Genomic DNA, 19,764 nt, shown 5'->3' with positions numbered 1-19,764 from the left:
ACGACGCGAAGGAGGGGCACGTGATCGAGGTCGAGGACCTGGAGAAGGTCTTCGTCGTACGCCGCCGGGCGGGCCGGCTGCGCCGTGCGCGGCACGAGGTGCGCGCCGTCGGCGGCATCAGCTTCTCCGTGCCCCGCGGCGAGATGGTCGGCTACATCGGCCCCAACGGCGCGGGCAAGTCCACCACCATCAAGATGCTCACCGGCATCCTCACCCCCAGCGGCGGCCGGCTGCGCGTCGCGGGCATCGACCCGGCGCGCGAGCGGACGAGGCTGGCCCGGCGCATCGGCGTCGTCTTCGGCCAGCGCACCACCCTGTGGTGGGACCTGCCGCTGCTCGACTCGTACCGGGTGATGCACCGCATGTACCGCATACCCGACGACCGCTACCGCGAGAACCTGGAGCGCTGCACCGAACTGCTGGGCCTCGGCGACCTGCTGGAGGTGCCGGTGCGGCAGCTCTCGCTCGGCCAGCGGATGCGCGGCGACATCGCCGCCGCCCTGCTGCACGACCCCGAGGTGCTGTACCTGGACGAGCCGACGATCGGCCTTGACGTGCTGAGCAAGGCGAAGGTGCGGGAGTTCCTGCGCGAGCTGAACGCGGAGCGCGGCACGACCGTGCTGCTCACCACGCACGACCTGTCCGACATCGAGCAGCTCTGCAAGCGGGTCATGGTCATCGACCACGGCCGGCTGATGTACGACGGCGGCCTCGACGGGCTGCACGCGGTCGGCGAGAGCGAGCGGATGCTCGTCGTCGACCTGGAGCGCGAGCTGCCGCCCATCGACCTCGACGGCTGCCGCACGGTGAAGGTGGAGGGCCCGCGGCAGTGGCTCGCGTTCCCGGCGGGGGCGAGCGCGGCGCCGCTCGTCGCGGAGGTGGCCGCGCGGTGGCCGCTGGTGGATCTCTCGGTGCGGGAGCCCGACATCGAAGACGTCATCGCCCGCATGTACGCATAAGCTCGATGCCATGACGAGCGATGAGCATCTGCCGGAGCTGCGCGCCTCGGACGCCGACCGGGAACGGGTCGCCGACATCCTGCGTGACGCGCTGGCGGAGGGCCGGCTCGCCATGGACGAGTTCGAGGAGCGGCTGGAGGAGACGTACCAGGCGAAGACGTACGCCCAGCTCGAACCGCTCACCCGCGACCTGCCCGCCGCGGGCACCGTGGCCGCGCCGCGCGAGGCGGCCCCCGCGCCCCGGCCCGCGTCCGGCTGGGCCGGCCGCGTCGGCGGCGAGGCGACGTCGCACCGGGGCATCGCGATCATGAGCGGCTTCCAGCGCAAGGGTGCCTGGACGGTGCCGCGGCGCTTCACGATGTTCTCGTTCTGGGGCGGCGGCGAACTGGACCTGCGCGAGGCGGACTTCGAGGCCGCCGAGGTGGAGATCCGCTGCATCTCCCTCATGGGCGGCGCCCACGTCATCCTGCCGCCCGACATGGCGCTCGAAGTGCGCGGCATCGGCATCATGGGCGGCTTCGACCACTCCCAGACCGGTGTCCCCCACACCCCCGGCGCCCCGCGGGTCACGCTCACCGGGTTCGCCTTCTGGGGCGGCGTGGGGACCAGCCGGAAGAAGACGAAGGCGGCCAGGCGCGCGGAGGCGGAGGCGGCCAGGCGCGCGGAGGCGGAGGCGGCCAGGCGCGCGGAGGCGGCTGGCCAGGGAGGAGCGGCGCCTCGCGCGCGAGGAGCGCCGCAAGCGGCTGGAGTAGCGCGGGACTTGCCCGGTCCGCCGGGTCAGAGCACGGCCTGGGCGCGGGGCTTGAGGTCCGCGGGGTCCAGGGTCAGGGCCATCTCGTGGAAGCCCAGGTCCGTCAGGTGCAGATGGTCGCCCGAGTCGTACGCCGGGTGCAGGCGCGCGGGCCGCTCGGGGTCGCGCAGGGCGGCGTCGAAGTCGAGGACCGCGTCGAAGACGCCGCCCGCCCGTATCACCTCGTTGACCTGCTGCCGTACGCGCTCCGCCCGCGGCGTGTACGCCGGGTGCCCCCGGAACGGCATCAGCGTCGCGCCGAGCACCCTGAGGCCCCGGTCGCGGGACTGCCGGGCGGTCTCGCGCAGCCCGGCGACGATGGCGTCCGCGTCGGCGGTCGCGGGGGACTTGAGGATGTCGTTGATGCCCAGTTCGACGACGACCGCCTTGACGCCGGTGCGGGAGAGCACGTCGCGGTCGAGGCGGTTGAGCCCGGAGGGGCCGTTGCCGGGGAACTCGGTGCCGCCGTCGGTGAGGATCCGGTTGCCGCTGAGGCCGAGGTTGAGCACCCCGTAGCGCGGGGCGCCGGGCTCCTCGCGCAGGCGGACGGCGAGGTAGTCGGTCCAGCGGCGGTTGGCGCCGGGGGTGGAGGTGGTGCCGTCGGTGAGCGAGTCGCCGAGGACGGCGACGGCGCCGGTGGCGTGCTCGCTCCAGACGTCGACGGCGGTGACGTAGCGCCAGGACCGGAACTCCCGGTCGTACACGGCCCCTTCGGCGTCCCGGGTGTGGTCGCCGGCGGCCAGGTAGGAGGTCTGCAGCGCGTGCGGGTGGTACGTGACCGGGCCGGCCGGCGCCGGCGCGTACGTCGTCACCAGCAGGTCGGAGTCGGCCGGCACCCGCAGCCGTACGGGGTCGCTGGTCGCGGTCCGGCCGGCGGGGATCGTCACCTCGCCGGCGCCGCCGAAGGTCAGCGGCCGCATCGTCTCCGGCTGCGCCGCCGGGGCGCCGGCCCCGGCGGCGACGGCGACGCTGGCGCGGGTGAGGGTCAGCGGCGTTTCGCCGTACTCGTTGGACAGTTGTATCCGCGCCCGGGCGCCGCCGATGGAGGTGTGCACCACGTTGCGTATGGACATGCCCGCGAAGCCGTCGCGGGTGCCCGGCTCGGCCGCGGCCTGCGCGGCGGCCCAGGTCCCGGCCCAGCCGCCGACGGACGCGGGGGCGGCGGCGTCCGCGCTGCCGCCGGCACCCGGGGGCGCGGGCGCGCCGGGGCGGTGGGTGAGGGCGTGGACGCCGGCGACGAGCAGCGCCACGACCGCCACCAGGGCGGCGAGCACGGCGTAGCCCGTCCTGTTCCTCACGTCAGCCTGCTCCCCCGGGAGTTCGTCGTACGCGCCGTCTTGGGCGGTCCGCCATCCTAGCGAGGGGAGGGAGGCGTTCCGGTCACAGCCCCGGCGTCGGCAGGGCCGCCGCCGGGGGGCTCGTCCTCCGGCGCGGCGGTGGCGGTGCGGTGGCCGAGGAGGAGCCGGGCGGCGACGCCGCCGGCGGCGAGCACGGCGATGGTGATGACCAGCGTGAGCGTATAGCCGTTGTCGAAGGCCGAGGCGGCGCTCTCCAGCAGCGACCGCGAGCCGTCCGGCGGGAGTTCACCGGCGACCGCGCGGGCCTCGTCGATGCTGTCGGAGGCCGCCTCGGGAGCGCCCGCGGGCAGGTCGACGGTGGCGGTGTAGACGGCGGTCAGGACGCTGCCCAGGACGGCCACGCCGGTGAGGCTGCCCAGTTCGAACGAGACCTCCTCCACCGACGACGCCATGCCCGCCCGGTGCGGCGGCGCCCCGCCGATGATCGCGGCCGAGGCCGCGGTCATGACCGCGCCGAGCCCCAGACCGGTCAGGATCACGCCGGGCACGACCCAGCCCGCGGCCCGCCCCGCGCCCAGCAGCGGGCCGATGCCCGGCGTGAGCAGCAGGGTCAGCACGACGCCGGCGGCGCCGGCGAGCAGGCCGCCGCCGATGAGGTGCCGCGCGGGCACGCGGTAGACCAGGCCGCCGACGACGACGCCCGCCGGGATCGCGCCGATGGCCGCGCTGGCGACGACCAGCCCGGCGTGCAGCGGGCTGAGGTCGAGCACGAGCTGGAGGCGCTGGGCGAGGATCAGCTCGACGCCCGCGGTGGCGAACATCGCGAGCCCGGCGCCGAGGACCCCGGCGAGCAACTGCCGGTTGCGGAAGAGCGCGAAGTCGATCAGCGGGTACGCGCGGGTGCGCTGGCGGCGTACGAAGACGGTGAACCCGGCGGCCGAGACGAGCAGCGCCGCGGCGATGTGCACCGGGTCGGGCTCCGGCCGGGCGCCCTCCTTGATCGCGTACACCAGGCCGACGAGCCCCGCCATCACCTGCACCGAGGCCACCGGGTCCCACGGCCGGTCCTTGCTGCCGGAGCCGCCGGGCGCCAGCACCGCGGTGGCGACGAGAGCCGCCAGCACCACGGGGACGTTCACGAGGAAGACCGAGCCCCACCAGAAGTGGGCGAGCAGCAGCCCGCCCGCGACCGGCCCGAGCGCCGCGCCGACGACGGCGATCGTGCCCCAGATGCCGATGGCGATGCCGCGCTCGCGCTCGTCGTCGAAGGTGAGCCTGACCAGCGCCAGCGTCGCGGGCATCATCGCCGCGGCACCGACCGCGAGGAACGCGCGGGCCCCGATCAGCACCGCCGCCGAGGGCGCGAACGCGGCCAGGGTGGACGCCGCGCCGAAGAGGACGAGCCCGATCAGGAACATCCGCTTGTGGCCTACGCGGTCGCCCAGCGTCCCGGCGCCCAGCAGCAGCCCGGCCATCACCAGCGGGTAGGCGTTGATGATCCAGAGCTTCGCGGACGCGTCGGCATCGAGGTCGGCGGTGAGGGTGGGCAGGGCCGTGTAGAGGATCGTCACGTCGAGCGAGATCAGCAGCAGTCCCGCCGAGACGGTCGCGAGCACCCACCAGCGTCGCGCCTTGACCATGGAGCACCTTGCTTTCTGCCTGTGTGTACGTGCGCGTGTGTACGTGCGCGTGTGTACGTGCGCGGGCGGGCGTCAGGACGCCGGGTCGGTCAGCGCGGCGAGCCGCCTGCGCACCGCCTCTTCCACCCCGGGGGCGAGCGTGGACTGCGCGGTGGCGTGGAACAGCCACAGCCCGTCCGCCGCCACCCGGGCCAGGAACAGGTCGACGGCCTCCGGATCCGGTTCTGGCCCCGGCGGCTCGGGCGCCCAGCGGTCCGCGAACTCGTCCCAGACCCGCGCCAGCTCCGGCCGGGTCGCGGACGCGACCATGAAGACGAAGTCCGCCGTCCCGCCGCTCTGCCCGCAGCACCGCACGTAGGCCGCGGCCCGCTCGCGGGCGGTGGCCTCCTCGAACGGCTTGCCCAGCTCGGCGCGGAGATGCTCGTCCAGCGTCTCGGTCAGATGCCGCTGGATCGCCAGCAGCAGCGCGTCGCGGTTGGGGAAGTGGTACATCAGCCCGGGCTTGGTCAGCCCGGCCTCGGCCGCGACGGCGTCGAGCGTGAGCGCGGTGATCCCCGCGCGTTCGACCACGCGGACGGCGGCTTCGAGGAGCTGGGTGCGGGAGCTGGGTCGCATGGAACGTAACTTTACCATCCGGAAGGTAAAGTTACGGGACGCGCCGCCCGGCCTCGCCCGGCACACCGGGAAGCCGCGATCCGTTCCTGAAGTGAAAGATGGTGCCGGGCCCGGGGACAATGGCCTTCGGGGAACGGCGTGAGCGGACGGAGCGCGATGGATCTGCCGGCAGCGGACGGACCGGGTGGCTTTGCCTACACGGACGCCGACGCGGAGAAGCGGCGCGGCGTGCGCCGGATGAAGACCATCGCCACCGGCCTGCTGCTGCTGGCCGCCGTGGTCTTCGCCCTCGCCCGCTGGGCGCAGCACAACGGGGCCGGCGCCTGGTCGGGCTATGTCGCCGCGGCGGCGGAGGCGGGCATGGTCGGCGCGCTGGCGGACTGGTTCGCGGTCACGGCGCTCTTCAAGCGGCCCCTCGGGCTGCCCATCCCGCACACCGCGATCATCCCCACCAAGAAGGACCAGCTCGGCCAGAGCCTCGGCGACTTCGTCGGCGAGAACTTCCTCTCGGCGGACGTCGTACGCGCCCGGCTGCACGCCCTCGGCCTCGGCAGCCGCGTCGGCGGCTGGCTCGCCGAGCCCGACAACGCCGACCGCGTCACCGCCGAGGCGTCGACCGTGCTGCGCGGCGCGCTGACCGTGCTGCGGGACAACGACGTGCAGGCCGTCGTCGGCGAGGCCATCAACCGCCGGGCCGCCGCCCTGGAGGTCGGCCCGGGGCTCGGCAAGCTGCTGGAGAAGATCGTCGCGGACGGCGGCCACCGCCGCGTCGTGGACCTGGTCTGCGAGCGCGCCGAGTCCTGGCTCATCCTCAACGGGCCCTCGGTCGTCGGCGCCGTCGCCGGCGGCGCGCCCGGCTGGACCCCGAGGTTCGTCGACCGCCGGGTCGGCGAGCGGGTCTACAAGGAACTGCTGCGGTTCATCGGCGAGATGCGCGACTCGCCCGAGCACCCGGCGCGCGGCGCGCTCGACCGGTTCCTCTCCGACTTCGCCGCCGACCTCCAGGGCGACACCCCGACCCGGGCGCGCGTCGAGCGGCTCAAGGGCGAGATCCTGGCCCGCGACGAGGTGCAGGACTTCATCGCCTCGGCGTGGACGTCGCTGCGCGGCATGATCGTCGGCGCCGCCGACGACGAGCGCAGCGAGCTGCGGCTGCGGGCCCGGGCGGCGCTGCTGTCGTTCGGGCAGCGGATGGCGGCGGACGAGCGGCTGCAGGCGAAGGCCGACGGCTGGGCGGAGGACGTCGCGACGCATGTGGTGACGACGTACCAGCACCAGATCACCTCGCTGATCTCGGACACGGTCGCGGGCTGGGACGCGGACCAGACGTCGCGCAAGATCGAGGCAAACATCGGCCGGGACCTGCAGTTCATCCGCATCAACGGCACGGTGGTGGGCTCGCTCGCGGGGCTGGTCATCTACACGGTGTACCGGGCGGTCGCGGGCTGAGCGGGGGCCGGTCCGCACCGGTGGCGCGTTAGGATGCGCGCAGACGTCGCGTACGCCTCATACGGGACGGCGAAATACGGGACGGCGAACGGAAGGGAGGACGGCCCGATGCTCCGCATCCTCGATGCCGCCACGCGCTGGCGCATGGTCGCCGTCGCCCTGCTCCTCCTCGCCGCCGACATCGTGCTCGACGAGACGGGCGTCGCCACCGGCCTCGCCGGTGCCGCGGCCTCCGCCGCGTCCGCCGCCCTGACGCTGCTCGCCGGCCTCGCGCTCTGCGCCGCCGCCGCGCCGCCCGCGTCCGCCGCCGGCATCCGCACCGCGCTGCGCGAACGCGCGCTGCGCACCGCGTTCCTGCCCCAGCGGGACCCCGATGCCGCGGGCCGCCCGCGGCCCCGGGCACCCGGCCGTCGCCTGCCGACGGCCGTGTAGGCGCCACCGGCGCAGCCCGCCCGCAGCCCGCAGCCCGTTCGCGCTGCCCGCTGCCCCCGCGACGCCGCGCCCCGCCGGGCGCCCCGCACGGCTCGTCACGCCGCCCCTCTTCCGGCACGACGAGATCTGTGGAGCCCTTCCATGTCCGTATTCGGCGCGCTCTCCTCCCTTCTGTCCAGCCTCGCCGACACCCTCGACCCCCTCTTCGGCGCCTCCGCCACCGGCGTCGCGATCATCGTCTTCACCCTGTGCGTACGCCTCGCCCTGCACCCCCTCGCGCGGGCCGCCGCGCGCGGCGACCGGGTGCGCAGGGATCTCGCGCCGCAGGTGGCGGAGATCCAGGCCAGGCACCGGCACGACCCCGAGCGGCTGCGCCGCGCGCTCACCGAGACGTACGCGGAGGCCGGCGCCTCGCCGCTGGCGGGCTGCGGCCCGATGGTGCTGCAGATCCCGGTGTTCATGGTGATGTACCGGCTCTTCACCGGCCACGACCACGACCTGCTCACCCACACCCTGCTCGGTGCCCCGCTGGGCGGGCGGTGGTCCGACGCGCTCGCCGACGGCGGGGTGTTCGGGGCGCACGGGATGGTCTACGCGGGGCTCTTCGCGGTGATCGCGGGGGTGGCCGCGTACACGTTCTGGCGCAGCCGCCGGATGATGGCCGAGCGCAAGGCGGAGGCGGAGGCCATACGGAAGGCGGCGGCCGCGAAGAACGCGAAAGCCGGGAAGAACGGGAAGAGCGGGCAGAAGGGCAGGAAGGCGCAGCCCGCCGCCCCGCCGCCGCTCGAACTCCCGGGCCCCGCCGCGGGGCTGACCCGCTGGCTCCCCCTGCTCTCCTTCGGCACCCTGGTGACGGCCGCGATCGTGCCGCTGGCCGCGGGACTCTACCTGGCGACCACCACCGCCTGGACCGCCGCGGAACGCACCCTCCTCTACCGCCACCCGGGTCCACGGGCTGAACAGGGTATTGCGGAATGAACAGCGGTCAACGGATGATCGATCGACCGCGGAGAGGGGAGTCATCACATGAAGCTGCTGCGTGTCGGACCGCCGGGGAGCGAGCGCCCGGCCCTGCTTGACGACGGAGGGACCCTGCGGGACCTCTCCGGAGTCGTGTCCGACGTGGACGGAGCGCTGCTGTCCGACGACGCGGCGCTCGCCCGCGTACGGGACGCCGCCGCGGCCGGCGAACTGCCGGTGCTCGACGCCGAAGGGCTGCGCACGGGCCCGCCGGTGGCCCGGATCGGCAAGATCGTGTGCATCGGGCTGAACTACCACGACCACGCGACCGAGACCGGCGCGGCCATCCCGGCCGAGCCGATCCTCTTCATGAAGGCCCCGGACACGGTGGTGGGCCCCGAGGACACGGTGCTCGTGCCGCGCGGCAGCGAGAAGACGGACTGGGAGGTGGAGCTGGCGGTGGTCATCGGCCGTACGGCCCGCTACCTGGAGTCGGACGCGGACGCGCTGGCCGCGATCGCGGGCTACGCCGTGGCGCACGACGTCTCCGAGCGCGAGTTCCAGTTGGAGCGCGGCGGGCAGTGGGACAAGGGCAAGAACTGCGAGACGTTCAACCCGCTGGGCCCGTGGCTGGTGACGGCCGACGAGGTGCCGGACCCGCAGGCCCTGGGGCTGCGGCTGTGGGTGAACGGCGAGAAGCGGCAGGACGGCACGACGGCGGACCAGATCTTCCCGGTGGCCCATGTGGTGCGGTACCTGAGCCAGTTCATGACGCTGTACCCGGGCGACGTGATCAACACCGGTACGCCGGCGGGGGTCGCGCTGGGCATGGCGGAGCCGAAGCCGTACCTGCGCGCGGGCGACGTCGTGGAACTGGAGGTCGACGGCCTCGGCCGGCAACGCCAGGAGATCAAGGGCGCGTAGGCGCAGCACACGCCGAGGGCGCCGCCGGAAGGATCCGGCGGCGCCCTCGGCGTCCGTACGGCGGCGTCCGTACGAGCCGCGCGGGGCGGCCCGTTCGCGGCACTCAGCCCTTGAGCAACTCCCGTACCGCGGGGGCCAGGGCGCGGAACGCCTTGCCGCGGTGGCTGATGGCGTTCTTCTCCTCGGGGGTCAGCTCGGCGCAGGTGCGGTCCTCGCCGAGCGGCTGGAGGATCGGGTCGTACCCGAATCCGCCGGTGCCCGCCGGCTCGTCCCGCAGGGTGCCCTCCAGCTTCCCCTCCGCGACGCGCTCCGTGCCGTCCGGCAGCGCGAGCGCCGCGGCGCAGGCGAAGTGCGCGGCGCGGTGCGCCGGGCCGACGTCGGAGAGCTGGGCGAGGAGCAGGGCGAGGTTCGCCGCGTCGTCGCCGTGCCGGCCCGCCCAGCGGGCGGAGAAGATGCCGGGGGCGCCGCCGAGGACGTCGACGCAGAGCCCGGAGTCGTCGGCGACCGCGGGCAGCCCGGTGGCGCGGGCCAGCGCGTGCGCCTTGAGGAGCGCGTTCTCGGCGAAGGTGACGCCGGTCTCGGGCACGTCCGGGACGTCGGGGAAGTCGGCGGCGCCGAGGAGTTCGGCGTCGATACCCGCCTCGCCGAGGATCGCGCGCAGCTCGGTGATCTTACCCGCGTTGCGGGTGGCGAGGACGAGGCGGTGCGCGGTCACGAGGTGCAGACGTTCGTCAGTTCGCCGGCGGCGTCGCCGACCGGCTGGAAGTCGGGTACGTCGCCGCGGTCGGTGGCCTGCTGGGCGTTGTCGACCGCCCGCTGGAGGTCGTCGACCGCCTTGCCGACGTCGGCGTTGTCGGCCTGGTCGCCGAAGTCGTCGAGGTTCTTGTCGATCTCGTTGAGGGCGTCCGCGGCGGCCTGCGGGCTCTCGCCCGCGCCGGAGACGGCCTCCTGCAACTGGTCGACGTCGGCCGCGATCCTGGTGGCGAGCTGGCCGCAGTCTATGGCCTTGCTCACCGCGTCACACGCGCCGGTGAGCGTCACCGCGGCGGCCCCCGCCGCCAGCGCGACGCCCGCGCGGGTCCAGAGCCTCTTCCCCATCACTGGTCTCCCTCCAGTGCCTTGCGCTGCAGCCCGTCGAGCTGCGCGCAGCCGCCGACCGCGAGGTCGAGCAGCGCGTCGAGTTCGGCGCGGGCGAACGGCTCGCCCTCGGCGGTGCCCTGCACCTCGACGAAGCGTCCGTCGCCGGTGCAGACGACGTTCATGTCGGTCTCCGCCCGCACGTCCTCCTCGTAGCAGAGGTCGAGCAGCGGCACGGAGCCCACGATGCCGACGCTGACGGCGGCCACGGTGCCGGTCAGCGGTGTCGCCTTGGACTTGATCAGCTTGTTCCGCCGGCCCCACGCGACGGCGTCGGCGAGGGCGACGTACGCCCCGGTGATGGCGGCGGTACGGGTGCCGCCGTCGGCCTGGAGGACGTCGCAGTCGAGGACGACGGTGTTCTCGCCCAGGGCCTTGAAGTCGATGACGGCGCGCAGCGACCGGCCGATGAGCCGGGAGATCTCGTGCGTGCGGCCGCCGATCTTGCCGCGTACGGACTCCCGGTCGCCCCGGGTGTTGGTGGACCGCGGCAGCATCGCGTACTCCGCGGTGACCCACCCCTCGCCGCTGCCCTTGCGCCAGCGCGGCACGCCCTCGGTGAAGCTGGCGGTGCAGAGCACCCGGGTGTCGCCGAAGGACACCAGCACGGACCCCTCGGCGTGCATGCTCCAGCCGCGTTCCAGCGCCACGGGGCGCAGTTCGGCGGGGGTGCGTCCGTCGATACGGCCGAAGCCGCCGGGGGTCTCAGAGGTAGCCATGTCCCCGACCCTATAGGCCCTTCATGAAGGCCGGCCCGGGTGCCGGCCCCGGGTGCCCGCCCCGGGCCGGGGGCCCTGGGGCCCGTACCGGCGGCTCGTCACGTCCGCGATCCCGGGCGGCCCGCCGGGCGGTGGCCGGGAGCCGGTCCCGGCTGCTCAGACCTCGTACACCGCGCCCGCGCGCGCCAGTTCGACGGGACCCCCGTACGCCTCCTTCGCGTCCCGCAGGTTGACCTGCGGGTCGGTCCACGGCGGGATGTGCGTCAGCACCAGCCGCCCCACCCCCGCCGCGGCGGCGGCCTCGCCCGCCTCGCGGCCGTTGAGGTGCAGGTCGGGGATCTGCTCGCGGCCGTGGGTGAACGCCGCCTCGCAGAGCAGCAGATCGGCGGCCGCGCTCAGCTCGGTCAGCGCCCCGCAGGGTCCGGTGTCGCCGGAGTAGACGAGGCTGCGGCCGCCGTGCTCGATGCGGAAGGCGTACGCCTCGACGGGGTGGCTCACCCGGTCCGCGTGCACCGTGAACGGGCCGATCTCGAACGCGCCGCGCTCCAGCGCCCGGAAGTCGAAGACCTCGCTCATCGACGTCTCCGAGGGGGTGTCCGCGTACGCGGTGGTGAGCCGCTGCTCCGTGCCCTTGGGGCCGTAGACGGGGAGCACTTCCGCGGGGCCGCCGTCGTGACGGTAGTAGCGCGCGACGAAATAGGCGCACATGTCGATGCAGTGGTCCGCGTGCAGGTGGCTCAGCAGGACGGCGTCGAGGTCGTACAGTCCGCAGTGCTGCTGCAGTGCCCCCAGCGCGCCGTTGCCCATGTCGAGCAGGAGCGAGAAACCCTCCGCCTCGACGAGGTAGCTCGAACACGCGGAGTCCGCGGACGGGAACGAGCCCGAGCAACCGACGACGGTGAGCTTCATCGGGGAGGGACCTCCGGCACGGTCGGGACGGGGCGACGATGCCCCGCCGGCTCTGCCGAGGGTAAGCCGGGACGGACCGGAGCGGTCCCCCGGCCATCCCGGTTGTGGGCGGAATCACCAGTATGGCGACGGGGTGCGGCCCGCGTGTCCGCCTGCGCGGCGCCGCCCGCGGAGGCGGGCGGCGGCATCTACGATCGGGCGCATGGACGCCTCGTGGTGGCCGGCCATCGTGGCCGTGGTGGTGCTGGCCGTGATCGCCGGGCTCGTCGACAGCTTCGGCCGTGTGCGGAGCGCGCACCGGCGGCCGACCGAACCGGCGGGCGGCAGCGGGCCGGGCGACGGCCCGGCACCCGAGCCGGAGCCCGGCGAGGTGTGGTGGGCCCCCGTGCCGTACGGGGACGCGGAGACGGCGGACGGCGAGGACCGGCCCTGCCTGGTGCTGAAGACCTCGGCCGGGACGGCGGCGGTGGCCTGGATCACCACCCGGCACGACGGCGGCCGGCCGGACCTGATCCCGCTGCCGCCCGGCTCCACCGGCGAGGGGGAGGACCGCCCGGCGTTCCTGGAGACGGACGAATTGCACGAGGTCGCCCTCCGGGACCTCCGCCGCGGCGCCGGTCCGGTGGACCCGGCGGTGTGGGACCGGGTCCGCCACCTTTCCGACACCTGACCTCCCGGAACCCCCCGGGACACACGTCCCGGAATCCGGGCGGATTCGTCTCAGTGTTCGGAACGTACGAGGTAAGCCCGCCGCGGCCGTGCCATCCTTCCCCCATGCTGACCATCACGGAGGAGCTGTACGAGCAGATCGTCGCCCACGCCCGCAAGGACCACCCCGACGAGGCGTGCGGCGTGGTCGCGGGCCCGGCGCCGGCGCCCGCCGACGGCCGCCCGCAGCGCTTCATCCCCATGCTCAACGCCGCCCGCTCCCCCACGTTCTACGAGTTCGACTCGCAGGACCTGCTCCGGCTCTACCGGGAGATGGACGACCGCGACGAGGAGCCGGTGGTGATCTACCACTCGCACACCGCCACCGAGGCGTACCCCTCCCGCACCGACGTCTCCTACGCCAACGAGCCCGGCGCCCACTACGTCCTGGTCTCCACCGCCGGGTCCGGCAACGACGAAGGGCCGGTCTCCTTCCGCTCGTTCCGCATCGTGGACGGTGTGATCACCGAGGAGGACGTCACCGTGACCTCCTCGTACGACGACGCCCCCGCGGGCTGAACCCCCGGTCCGCATCATGAAACGGCGATCCGGCAGGCGGACGGGGAATCGATACGATGACCCCATGGTTGTCCACGACGTGACCCGGAACCCCCCGGGCAGGCAGGTGCCGCTCGTCGCCCGTCTGCACGTCGACCTCTGCCGTCTCGCCAGCGCCGCCTGTACGACCGCGCCGCCCCGCGCGGCCGGCCGCGTCCTGGGGCACCTCCCACGCGCGTAAGCGCCGTGGGGGAACGCGCCGACCCCGTGTCCGGCGGCCCCGGCCGCGTACGTCCCCGCCCGCCCGCGGCGCGGCCGCCCGCGTCCGCAGCCCGACTCCCCGCATCCCACAGGAGCCCCGAAATGGCCATCGAGGTCCGCATCCCGACCATCCTCCGCAGCTACACCGACGGCGAGAAGGCCGTCCAGGGCGACGGCACCACGCTGGCCGAGCTGATCGACGACCTGGAGTCCCGGCACACCGGGATCCGCGCGCGCCTGGTCGACGGCGACGACCTGCGCCGCTTCGTCAACGTCTACCTCAACGACGAGGACGTCCGCTTCCTCGACGGCATCGCCACCAAGCTCACCGACGGCGACAGCGTGACGATCCTGCCCGCCGTCGCCGGCGGCTCGGTCTGATGCGGTACGAGAGCACCCTGGCGGCCGTCGGCGACACGCCCCTGGTCCACCTCCCCCGCCTCTCCCCCGCCCCGGACGTACGGATCTGGGCGAAGCTGGAGGACCGCAACCCGACCGGCTCCGTGAAGGACCGCCCGGCGCTCTTCATGGTCGAGCAGGCGGAGAAGGACGGCCGGCTCACCCCCGGCTGCACGATCCTGGAGCCGACCTCCGGCAACACCGGCATCTCGCTGGCCATGGCGGCCAGGCTCAAGGGCTACCGCATCGTCTGCGTGATGCCGGAGAACACCAGCGCGGAGCGCCGCCAACTGCTCGCCATGTGGGGCGCGGAGATCATCTCCTCGCCCGCGGCCGGCGGCTCCAACACGGCCGTACGGGTCGCCAAGGAGCTGGCCGCCGAGCACCCGGACTGGGTGATGCTCTACCAGTACGGCAACCCCGACAACGCCGGCGCGCACTACGCCACCACCGGCCCCGAGATCCTCGCCGACCTGCCGTCGATCACCCACTTCGTGGCCGGCCTCGGCACCACGGGCACGCTCATGGGCGCCGGCCGGTTCCTGCGCGAGCACCGCCCGGGCGTGCAGATCGTGGCCGCCGAGCCGCGCTACGACGACCTCGTCTACGGGCTGCGCAACCTCGACGAGGGCTTCGTCCCCGAGCTGTACGACGAGTCGGTGCTCACCACCCGCTACTCCGTCGGCTCCGAGGACGCCGTGACCCGTACCCGCGAACTGCTGCGCGAGGAGGGCATCTTCGCGGGCGTCTCGACCGGCGCCTCGCTGCACGCCGCGATCGGCGTGGGCCGCAAGGCGGTACGGGCGGGGGAGAGCGCGGACATCGCGTTCCTCGTCGCGGACGGCGGCTGGAAGTACCTGTCGACGGGCATCTACACCGCGGAGACCACGGAGGAGGCCGTCGCCGCGCTGCACGGCCAGCTCTGGGCGTAGCGCCCGACGTCCGGATCTCCGCCGGGGGCGCGGCGGCTACTGCGCCCCCGCGACGTACTCGGGCGCCGCCTCCCGGGCCGCGGCCCGCCGCCGGCTCACCGCCCAGCCGCCCGACAGCAGCACCGCCCAGCCCGCGCCCACGTACAGCGAGACGCGGGCGTCGGCGTCGAGCGCGGTGAGCACGGTGACGAAGGCGAGGAAGACCAGCGCCAGCCAACTGCACACCACCCCGCCCGGCGCCGGGAACGACGAGGCGGGCAGGTGTCCCGCGGCGACCCGGCGGCGGTAGCGGATGTGGCTGAGGAGGATCATCGCCCAGGTCCAGATGCCGGCGGCGGTGGCCACGGACATGACGTACCCGAACGCCTTCTCCGGCACGAGGTAGTTGAGCACCACGCCGACGGACATGACCACCACCGACATGGCGATGCCGGCGGCCGGCACCCGGCGCGGGCTGAGCCGGCCGAAGATCCTGGGCGCCTCGGAGTTGGCGGCCAGCGCGCGCAGCATGCGGCCGGTGGAGTACATGCCGGAGTTGCACGACGACAGGGCGGCGGTGAGCACGACGAAGTTGACGATGCCGGCGGCCAGCGGGATGCCGATCTTGCCGAAGGCGGCGACGAAGGGGCTGATGCCCTCGCTGAACTCCGTCCACCGGACCACCGACAGGATGACGATCAGCGAGCCGACGTAGAAGATGACGATCCGCCAGGGCAGCGTGTTGATCGCCTTGGGCAGGGTCTTCTCGGGGTTCGCGCTCTCGCCCGCGGTGACGCCGACGAGTTCGACGGCGAGGTAGGCGAACATCACGCCCTGGAGGGTCATGAGGCTGTCGCCGATGCCGTTGGGGAAGAAGCCGCCGTGGTTCCAGAGGTTCGTGGTGGTGGCGGTGTTGCCGGCGGCGGAGAAGCCGAGGGTGAGGACGCCGACCCCGATGACGATCATGCCGATGATCGCGGTGACCTTGACCATCGAGAACCAGAACTCAAGCTCGCCGAAGATCTTCACCGAGATCAGGTTGACGCCGAAGAGGAGCACGAGGAAGCCGAGCGCGCTGACCCACTGCGGGATGGCCGGCCACCAGTAGTTGATGTAGATGGCGGCGGCGGTCAGCTCGGTCATGCCGGTGACGGCCCACATCAGCCAGTACGTCCAGCCGGTGACGTAGCCGAAGTAGGGGCCGAGGAACTCGCGGGCGTACTCGGCGAAGCTGCCGGAGACGGGGCGGTAGAGGAGCAGTTCGCCCAGGGCCCGCATGATGAAGAAGATGACGACGCCGGCGAGCGCGTACAGGAATATGAGGCTGGGGCCCGCCTTCTCGATGATCTTGCCGGCGCCCAGGAAGAGGCCCACCCCGATGGCGCCGCCGATGGCTATCATCTGGATCTGGCGGCTGCCGAGCCCGCGCTCGTAGCCCTCCTCGGAGGACGGAGCCGATCCGCCGCCCTCCGGCACCTTCGCAGTGGTCATGTGGAGTTGTGCCCTTTCCCGTGCAGTCCCCCGTCTGCAGCTTTACCACGGGAAAAGGGTGATTATGTGCACATTCACCCGAACGGGGCCCTGACAGGGCCCGCGGGCCTAGCCCATCAGCGTCTCGATGAGGGTCTCCTGGAGCCCGCCCAGCCACAGGTACGCCATCACCATCGGCTTCCGCTCGTCCTCGTCCGGCAGCCGGAACAGCACCTCGCCGTCGTCGTCGTCCCGGATGTCGAGCCGCGCGCCTATGGCCAGCCGCAGGTCGTTCAGCGTCGCGAGCCACTGCCGCGACTCCTCCGGGCCGACCTTGAGCACCGCACCGCCCTCGCCCTGCACCGACAGCAGGTCGAGCCCGCGGACGACCGCCAGCGCGTTCTCCCGCTTGCTCTCCCGCAGCTCCGGCTCGGTGTAGCGGCGGAACTCCGCCGAGCGGGCCCGCTCCTCGTCGTCCGGGCCCGTGCCGGGCTCGCCGTACGCGTCGGGGAAGAGCCGCGCCAGCGCCGGGTCGGACGGCGGCTTGCTGGGGCCCTCGGCGAAGAGCGCGTCCAGCGGGTCGGCGGGCGGCGGGGCGTCCGCGGGGGCGTCGCCGGGGCCGATCAGCTCCAGCAACTGCACGGTCAGCGTGCGCAGGATGGAGATCTCCAGCTCGTCCAGCGCGACGGCCGCGCCGCCGCCGGGAACCGCTTCGAAGTGCCCGGCCATCAGCGGTCCTGCTGGAGGGTGGCCCACAGCCCGTAGCCGTGCATCGCCTGCACGTCCCGCTCCATCTCCTCGCGGGAGCCGCTGGAGACGATGGCCCTCCCCTTGGTGTGTACGTCCATCATGAGCTTGCGGGCCTTCTCCCTCGGATATCCGAAGTACGCCTGGAAGACGTACGTCACGTAGCTCATGAGGTTCACCGGGTCGTTGTGGACGATCGTCACCCAGGGGACGTCCGGTTCAGGCACCGCCGCGGGTGACTGGGACTCGACGGTCTCCGGGCGCTCGATCTCCGTGGGTGCGACGCTCACGGTTGGCGGCAACTCCTCGATAGCTCCGGCTGCGATCGCAGCCCTGACGGTCCCATGCTGCCACCCGAGGCGGTGCCGCAGCCATTCGGACACCGGAAATCGTCAGAGTGACGAGTATGAGCGTAGGATCAGGCGCATGTCGGAACTGAAGCTGCCGGTCACCGTCCCCTCGACGGCCCTCTTCACCGATCACTACGAGCTGACCATGGTCCAGGCCGCGTTGCACGCCGGCACCGCCGGCCGGCGCTCGGTCTTCGAGACCTTCACCCGCCGGCTGCCGGAGGGCCGCCGCTACGGCGTCGTGGCCGGCACCGGGCGCGTCCTGGACGCGCTGGAGAGCTTCCGCTTCGAGCCCGAGGTGCTCGGCTTCCTGCGCGCGCACGACGTGGTCGACGCCCCGACCCTGGACTGGCTCGCGGACTTCCGGTTCACCGGCGACATCTGGGGCTATCCCGAGGGCGAGGTGTACTTCCCCGGCTCCCCCGTGCTGCGCGTCGAGGGCAGCTTCGCCGAGTGCGTGCTGCTGGAGACGGTGGTGCTGTCGATCCTCAACCACGACTCCGCCATCGCCGCCGCCGCCTCCCGGATGGCCGTCGCCGCCGTCGGCCGGCCGCTGATCGAGATGGGCGCCCGGCGCACCCACGAGCTGGCCGCGGTGGCCGCCTCCCGGGCGGCGTACGTCGGCGGCTTCACCTCCACCTCCGACCTGGCCGCCGGCTTCCGCTACGCCATACCCACCGTCGGCACCGCCGCGCACGCCTTCACGCTGCTGCACGACAGCGAGCGCGAGGCGTTCACCGCGCAGGTCGAGTCCATGGGCGCGGGGACGACGCTGCTGGTCGACACGTACGACGTGGCCGCCGCGGTCCGTACCGCCGTGGAGGTCGCGGGCCCTGAGCTGGGGGCCGTGCGGATCGACTCCGGCGACCTGCTGCTGGTCGCCCACCGGGTGCGCCAGCAGCTCGACGAGCTGGGCGCGGAGCGGACCCGGATCATCGTCACCAGCGATCTCGACGAGTACGCCATCGCCTCGCTCGCCGCCGCCCCCGTGGACGCGTACGGCGTGGGCACCCGGCTGGTCACCGGCAGCGGGCACCCGACGTGCTCGATGGTCTACAAGCTGGTCGCCCGCGCCGCCTCCGACGCCCCGGACGCGCCGCTGGTGCCGGTGGCGAAGCGGTCGACGGGCGGGAAGACGTCGATCGGCGGCCGGAAGTGGGCGGCCCGGCGGCTGGACGCGTACGGGGTCGCGGAGGCCGAGGTCCTCGGCACCGGGGAGCTGCCGGCGGAGCTGGCGGGCCGGGAGCTGCTGGTGCCGCTGGTGCGCGGCGGGAAGGTCGTGGGCCGGGAGCCGATGGACGACGCCAGGGCCCGGCACGTCGTGGCCAGGGACGGGCTGCCGCTGTCCGCCACCCAGCTCTCCAGGGGTGAGCCGGTCCTGCCGACGGAGTACGTATGACGCCCGGCCCAGCGGGCAGAGAACCGGGACGCGCGGCGCTTGGCTCCCCAGCGGGCCGCCCGTCCGACGCCGACTCACGAAGGGCATCGCACCATGCATCGTGCACTGATCGTCGTTGACGTGCAGAACGACTTCTGCGAGGGCGGCAGCATGGGGGTGACCGGGGGCGCGGACGTCGCCGCCGCGATCACGGACCTGATCGGCCGGTCCACCGCCGGCTACCAGCACGTCGTCGCCACCCGCGACCACCACGTCGAGCCGGGCGACCACTTCTCCGCGCACCCGGACTTCGTGCACTCCTGGCCGCGGCACTGCGTGGCCGGCACGGAGGGCGTCGGCTTCCACCCGAACTTCGCCCCGACCGTCGCCTCCGGCGCGATCTCGGCGGTCTTCGACAAGGGCGCGTACGCGGCCGCGTACAGCGGCTTCCAGGGGGCGGACGAGAACGGCGTGCCGCTGGCGGACTGGCTGCGCGCCCGGGAGGTCACCGAGGTCGACGTGGTGGGCATCGCCACCGACCACTGCGTGAAGGCGACGGCGCTGGACGCGGCGGCGGAGGGCTTCCGCACCCAGGTGCTGCTGGACCTGACGGCGGGGGTGGCCGAGGACAGCACCCGGCGGGCGCTGGGGGAGCTGTCGGAGGCGGGCGTGGAGCTGACGGGCAAGCCGGTCGTCGGCTGACGCCACGGGCGCCCTCAGGGCCGCCTGCGGGGCTCCCGGGGCTGCGGGCGTGCGCCCCGCGCCCGGCGCTGCCGGGCCCTCGCTGCCAGGCCCCGCTGCCAGGTCCCGCTGCCAGGTCCCGCTGCCAGGCCCGCGGCCGCCTGGCCGCGGCTGCGGCCGTACGCCTACGTCGCCAGCCGGAACAGCGCCGTTATCGGGTGCCAGGACTCCGTGTCGTCGTCGAGCGAGCCGCGCCAGACCAGGCCGTCCGGATGGCAGAGCACGGCGGTCACCTCGTCCGGCGTGGGCGGGTGCGCGTTGCCCCGGAGGTAGACGGAGCGCAGGCCGTGGTTCCGCAGCCGCGTCAGGGCCCTGGCGCGGTTCGCGGCGTGGACGAGCACACGTATGCGCCGGCCCTCCACGGGGGCCGGCAGGGAGACGGCGACCACCATGCTGCCGTCCGGCAGCGTGGTGAATCCTCCTCCGCCCATGGCGCTCCTCACGTGGTCGTCCCTCGGCCAGCCTACTC

23 protein-coding genes and 1 pseudogene are annotated in these 19,764 nt (G+C 73.7%); 13 read left to right on the top strand and 11 right to left on the bottom strand.

All coding sequences use genetic code 11. The annotated features are described in order from the left end of the window. Nucleotides 1–20 precede the first annotated feature (20 nt). Together ACFYVJ_RS13320 and ACFYVJ_RS13315 are read left to right on the top strand one after the other, a co-directional pair. Nucleotides 21–959, top strand: coding sequence for an ATP-binding cassette domain-containing protein (locus ACFYVJ_RS13320; protein ID WP_388890075.1), 939 nt, complete (start codon nt 21–23; stop codon nt 957–959). A gap of 10 nt (nt 960–969) precedes the next feature. Continuing rightward, nucleotides 970–1,095: pseudogene (locus tag ACFYVJ_RS13315) on the top strand (DUF1707 domain-containing protein); the annotation flags it as partial. A gap of 641 nt (nt 1,096–1,736) precedes the next feature. On the opposite strand, the gene ACFYVJ_RS13310 reads toward ACFYVJ_RS13315, so the two are convergent. The 3 genes from ACFYVJ_RS13310 to ACFYVJ_RS13300 form a co-directional block, all read right to left on the bottom strand. After that, nucleotides 1,737–3,047 carry an SGNH/GDSL hydrolase family protein gene (locus ACFYVJ_RS13310; RefSeq protein ID WP_388890072.1) on the bottom strand — a complete coding sequence of 437 codons (1,311 nt, stop codon included), beginning with the start codon at nt 3,045–3,047 and terminating at the stop codon, nt 1,737–1,739. A 56-nt stretch (nt 3,048–3,103) separates the two neighbouring features. After that, entirely contained in the window at nt 3,104–4,687 is a 1,584-nt protein-coding gene (locus tag ACFYVJ_RS13305; RefSeq protein WP_388890070.1) for an MFS transporter, read from the bottom strand. Nucleotides 4,688–4,759: 72 nt separating this feature from the next. Next, on the bottom strand, nt 4,760–5,302 hold the full coding sequence (locus ACFYVJ_RS13300; protein WP_388890068.1) for a TetR/AcrR family transcriptional regulator: 543 nt from the start codon (nt 5,300–5,302) through the stop codon (nt 4,760–4,762). 156 nt (nt 5,303–5,458) lie between these two features. Here ACFYVJ_RS13300 and ACFYVJ_RS13295 point away from each other — a divergent pair, with 156 nt between their 5' ends. From ACFYVJ_RS13295 to ACFYVJ_RS13280, 4 genes are all read left to right on the top strand, one after another. Beyond that, complete coding sequence (locus ACFYVJ_RS13295; protein WP_388890065.1) at nt 5,459–6,751, top strand: DUF445 domain-containing protein; 1,293 nt, start codon at nt 5,459–5,461, stop codon at nt 6,749–6,751. A 108-nt stretch (nt 6,752–6,859) separates the two neighbouring features. Continuing rightward, nucleotides 6,860–7,183 carry a DUF6412 domain-containing protein gene (locus tag ACFYVJ_RS13290; protein WP_388890063.1) on the top strand — a complete coding sequence of 108 codons (324 nt, stop codon included), beginning with the start codon at nt 6,860–6,862 and terminating at the stop codon, nt 7,181–7,183. A gap of 141 nt (nt 7,184–7,324) precedes the next feature. Beyond that, nucleotides 7,325–8,161, top strand: a complete 837-nt coding sequence (locus ACFYVJ_RS13285; protein ID WP_388890061.1) for a YidC/Oxa1 family membrane protein insertase — start codon at nt 7,325–7,327, stop codon at nt 8,159–8,161. A 48-nt stretch (nt 8,162–8,209) separates the two neighbouring features. Beyond that, complete coding sequence (locus tag ACFYVJ_RS13280) at nt 8,210–9,067, top strand: fumarylacetoacetate hydrolase family protein (RefSeq protein ID WP_388890059.1); 858 nt, start codon at nt 8,210–8,212, stop codon at nt 9,065–9,067. A gap of 103 nt (nt 9,068–9,170) precedes the next feature. Here the strand turns inward: ACFYVJ_RS13280 and rdgB are convergent, their stop codons facing one another. From rdgB to ACFYVJ_RS13260, 4 genes are all read right to left on the bottom strand, one after another. After that, on the bottom strand, nt 9,171–9,782 hold the full coding sequence (gene rdgB, locus ACFYVJ_RS13275; protein WP_388890056.1) for an RdgB/HAM1 family non-canonical purine NTP pyrophosphatase: 612 nt from the start codon (nt 9,780–9,782) through the stop codon (nt 9,171–9,173). Beyond that, the gene (locus ACFYVJ_RS13270; RefSeq protein ID WP_388890054.1) at nt 9,779–10,165 is read right to left on the bottom strand and encodes a hypothetical protein; all 387 of its coding nucleotides are present in this window, start codon (nt 10,163–10,165) and stop codon (nt 9,779–9,781) included. Before ACFYVJ_RS13270 ends, rdgB begins: the two co-directional genes overlap by 4 nt. Continuing rightward, entirely contained in the window at nt 10,165–10,923 is a 759-nt protein-coding gene (rph, locus tag ACFYVJ_RS13265) for a ribonuclease PH (protein WP_388890051.1), read from the bottom strand. Before rph ends, ACFYVJ_RS13270 begins: the two co-directional genes overlap by 1 nt. A 156-nt stretch (nt 10,924–11,079) precedes the next feature. Then, complete coding sequence (locus ACFYVJ_RS13260; RefSeq protein WP_388890049.1) at nt 11,080–11,832, bottom strand: MBL fold metallo-hydrolase; 753 nt, start codon at nt 11,830–11,832, stop codon at nt 11,080–11,082. A 202-nt stretch (nt 11,833–12,034) separates the two neighbouring features. Between ACFYVJ_RS13260 and ACFYVJ_RS13255 the strand changes: the two genes are divergently transcribed. The 5 genes from ACFYVJ_RS13255 to ACFYVJ_RS13235 all read left to right on the top strand — a co-directional run bounded on the left by ACFYVJ_RS13255 (nt 12,035) and on the right by ACFYVJ_RS13235 (nt 14,630). After that, a complete protein-coding gene (locus ACFYVJ_RS13255) occupies nt 12,035–12,502 on the top strand; it encodes a type II toxin-antitoxin system PemK/MazF family toxin (protein ID WP_388890046.1) in 468 nt (155 codons plus the stop codon). 104 nt (nt 12,503–12,606) lie between these two features. Further along, nucleotides 12,607–13,059, top strand: a complete 453-nt coding sequence (locus ACFYVJ_RS13250; RefSeq protein ID WP_388890042.1) for a Mov34/MPN/PAD-1 family protein — start codon at nt 12,607–12,609, stop codon at nt 13,057–13,059. Nucleotides 13,060–13,123: 64 nt separating this feature from the next. Beyond that, nucleotides 13,124–13,279 carry a putative leader peptide gene (locus ACFYVJ_RS13245; RefSeq protein WP_388890039.1) on the top strand — a complete coding sequence of 52 codons (156 nt, stop codon included), beginning with the start codon at nt 13,124–13,126 and terminating at the stop codon, nt 13,277–13,279. Nucleotides 13,280–13,401: 122 nt separating this feature from the next. Further along, nucleotides 13,402–13,680, top strand: a complete 279-nt coding sequence (locus tag ACFYVJ_RS13240; protein WP_388890037.1) for a MoaD/ThiS family protein — start codon at nt 13,402–13,404, stop codon at nt 13,678–13,680. Beyond that, nucleotides 13,680–14,630: a PLP-dependent cysteine synthase family protein gene (locus ACFYVJ_RS13235; protein ID WP_101424335.1), complete on the top strand. Its 951-nt coding sequence runs from the start codon at nt 13,680–13,682 to the stop codon at nt 14,628–14,630. The genes ACFYVJ_RS13240 and ACFYVJ_RS13235 overlap by 1 nt, the downstream gene beginning before the upstream one ends. Nucleotides 14,631–14,666: 36 nt before the next feature. Here the strand turns inward: ACFYVJ_RS13235 and ACFYVJ_RS13230 are convergent, their stop codons facing one another. The 3 genes from ACFYVJ_RS13230 to clpS all read right to left on the bottom strand — a co-directional run bounded on the left by ACFYVJ_RS13230 (nt 14,667) and on the right by clpS (nt 17,116). Beyond that, nucleotides 14,667–16,100 (bottom strand): amino acid permease, encoded by a 1,434-nt coding sequence (locus ACFYVJ_RS13230; RefSeq protein WP_388890034.1) that lies wholly within the window; start codon nt 16,098–16,100, stop codon nt 14,667–14,669. A 108-nt stretch (nt 16,101–16,208) separates the two neighbouring features. Then, entirely contained in the window at nt 16,209–16,808 is a 600-nt protein-coding gene (locus tag ACFYVJ_RS13225) for a DUF2017 domain-containing protein (RefSeq protein WP_388890032.1), read from the bottom strand. Beyond that, the gene (gene clpS, locus ACFYVJ_RS13220) at nt 16,808–17,116 is read right to left on the bottom strand and encodes an ATP-dependent Clp protease adapter ClpS (RefSeq protein ID WP_018834043.1); all 309 of its coding nucleotides are present in this window, start codon (nt 17,114–17,116) and stop codon (nt 16,808–16,810) included. The genes ACFYVJ_RS13225 and clpS overlap by 1 nt, the downstream gene beginning before the upstream one ends. A 136-nt stretch (nt 17,117–17,252) precedes the next feature. Here clpS and ACFYVJ_RS13215 point away from each other — a divergent pair, with 136 nt between their 5' ends. Next, nucleotides 17,253–18,575 carry a nicotinate phosphoribosyltransferase gene (locus ACFYVJ_RS13215; RefSeq protein WP_388890029.1) on the top strand — a complete coding sequence of 441 codons (1,323 nt, stop codon included), beginning with the start codon at nt 17,253–17,255 and terminating at the stop codon, nt 18,573–18,575. Nucleotides 18,576–18,668: 93 nt separating this feature from the next. Further along, nucleotides 18,669–19,256 carry an isochorismatase family protein gene (locus ACFYVJ_RS13210; protein ID WP_388890026.1) on the top strand — a complete coding sequence of 196 codons (588 nt, stop codon included), beginning with the start codon at nt 18,669–18,671 and terminating at the stop codon, nt 19,254–19,256. A 164-nt stretch (nt 19,257–19,420) separates the two neighbouring features. Here the strand turns inward: ACFYVJ_RS13210 and ACFYVJ_RS13205 are convergent, their stop codons facing one another. Continuing rightward, nucleotides 19,421–19,726, bottom strand: a complete 306-nt coding sequence (locus ACFYVJ_RS13205) for a hypothetical protein (protein WP_388890023.1) — start codon at nt 19,724–19,726, stop codon at nt 19,421–19,423. Between the last annotated feature and the right edge of the window lie 38 nt (nt 19,727–19,764).

It is taken from the genome of Streptomyces sp. NPDC004134, assembly GCF_042874195.1.
GTDB lineage: Bacteria > Actinomycetota > Actinomycetes > Streptomycetales > Streptomycetaceae > Streptomyces.
The sequence above is the reverse complement of the archived record's forward strand: the minus strand, read 5'-3'. Positions and strand labels throughout refer to the sequence as shown.

Coding starts and splice junctions, on each gene's coding strand:
- ACFYVJ_RS13305 (WP_388890070.1), bottom strand. CDS start 4,687: ATGGTCAAGGCGCGACGCTGGTGGGTGCTCGCGACCGTCTCGGCGGGA.
- ACFYVJ_RS13300 (WP_388890068.1), bottom strand. CDS start 5,302: ATGCGACCCAGCTCCCGCACCCAGCTCCTCGAAGCCGCCGTCCGCGTG.
- ACFYVJ_RS13295 (WP_388890065.1), top strand. CDS start 5,459: ATGGATCTGCCGGCAGCGGACGGACCGGGTGGCTTTGCCTACACGGAC.
- ACFYVJ_RS13290 (WP_388890063.1), top strand. CDS start 6,860: ATGCTCCGCATCCTCGATGCCGCCACGCGCTGGCGCATGGTCGCCGTC.
- ACFYVJ_RS13285 (WP_388890061.1), top strand. CDS start 7,325: ATGTCCGTATTCGGCGCGCTCTCCTCCCTTCTGTCCAGCCTCGCCGAC.
- ACFYVJ_RS13280 (WP_388890059.1), top strand. CDS start 8,210: ATGAAGCTGCTGCGTGTCGGACCGCCGGGGAGCGAGCGCCCGGCCCTG.
- ACFYVJ_RS13270 (WP_388890054.1), bottom strand. CDS start 10,165: ATGGGGAAGAGGCTCTGGACCCGCGCGGGCGTCGCGCTGGCGGCGGGG.
- rph (WP_388890051.1), bottom strand. CDS start 10,923: ATGGCTACCTCTGAGACCCCCGGCGGCTTCGGCCGTATCGACGGACGC.
- ACFYVJ_RS13260 (WP_388890049.1), bottom strand. CDS start 11,832: ATGAAGCTCACCGTCGTCGGTTGCTCGGGCTCGTTCCCGTCCGCGGAC.
- ACFYVJ_RS13255 (WP_388890046.1), top strand. CDS start 12,035: ATGGACGCCTCGTGGTGGCCGGCCATCGTGGCCGTGGTGGTGCTGGCC.
- ACFYVJ_RS13250 (WP_388890042.1), top strand. CDS start 12,607: ATGCTGACCATCACGGAGGAGCTGTACGAGCAGATCGTCGCCCACGCC.
- ACFYVJ_RS13245 (WP_388890039.1), top strand. CDS start 13,124: ATGGTTGTCCACGACGTGACCCGGAACCCCCCGGGCAGGCAGGTGCCG.
- ACFYVJ_RS13240 (WP_388890037.1), top strand. CDS start 13,402: ATGGCCATCGAGGTCCGCATCCCGACCATCCTCCGCAGCTACACCGAC.
- ACFYVJ_RS13235 (WP_101424335.1), top strand. CDS start 13,680: ATGCGGTACGAGAGCACCCTGGCGGCCGTCGGCGACACGCCCCTGGTC.
- ACFYVJ_RS13230 (WP_388890034.1), bottom strand. CDS start 16,100: ATGACCACTGCGAAGGTGCCGGAGGGCGGCGGATCGGCTCCGTCCTCC.
- ACFYVJ_RS13225 (WP_388890032.1), bottom strand. CDS start 16,808: ATGGCCGGGCACTTCGAAGCGGTTCCCGGCGGCGGCGCGGCCGTCGCG.
- ACFYVJ_RS13215 (WP_388890029.1), top strand. CDS start 17,253: ATGTCGGAACTGAAGCTGCCGGTCACCGTCCCCTCGACGGCCCTCTTC.
- ACFYVJ_RS13210 (WP_388890026.1), top strand. CDS start 18,669: ATGCATCGTGCACTGATCGTCGTTGACGTGCAGAACGACTTCTGCGAG.
- ACFYVJ_RS13205 (WP_388890023.1), bottom strand. CDS start 19,726: ATGGGCGGAGGAGGATTCACCACGCTGCCGGACGGCAGCATGGTGGTC.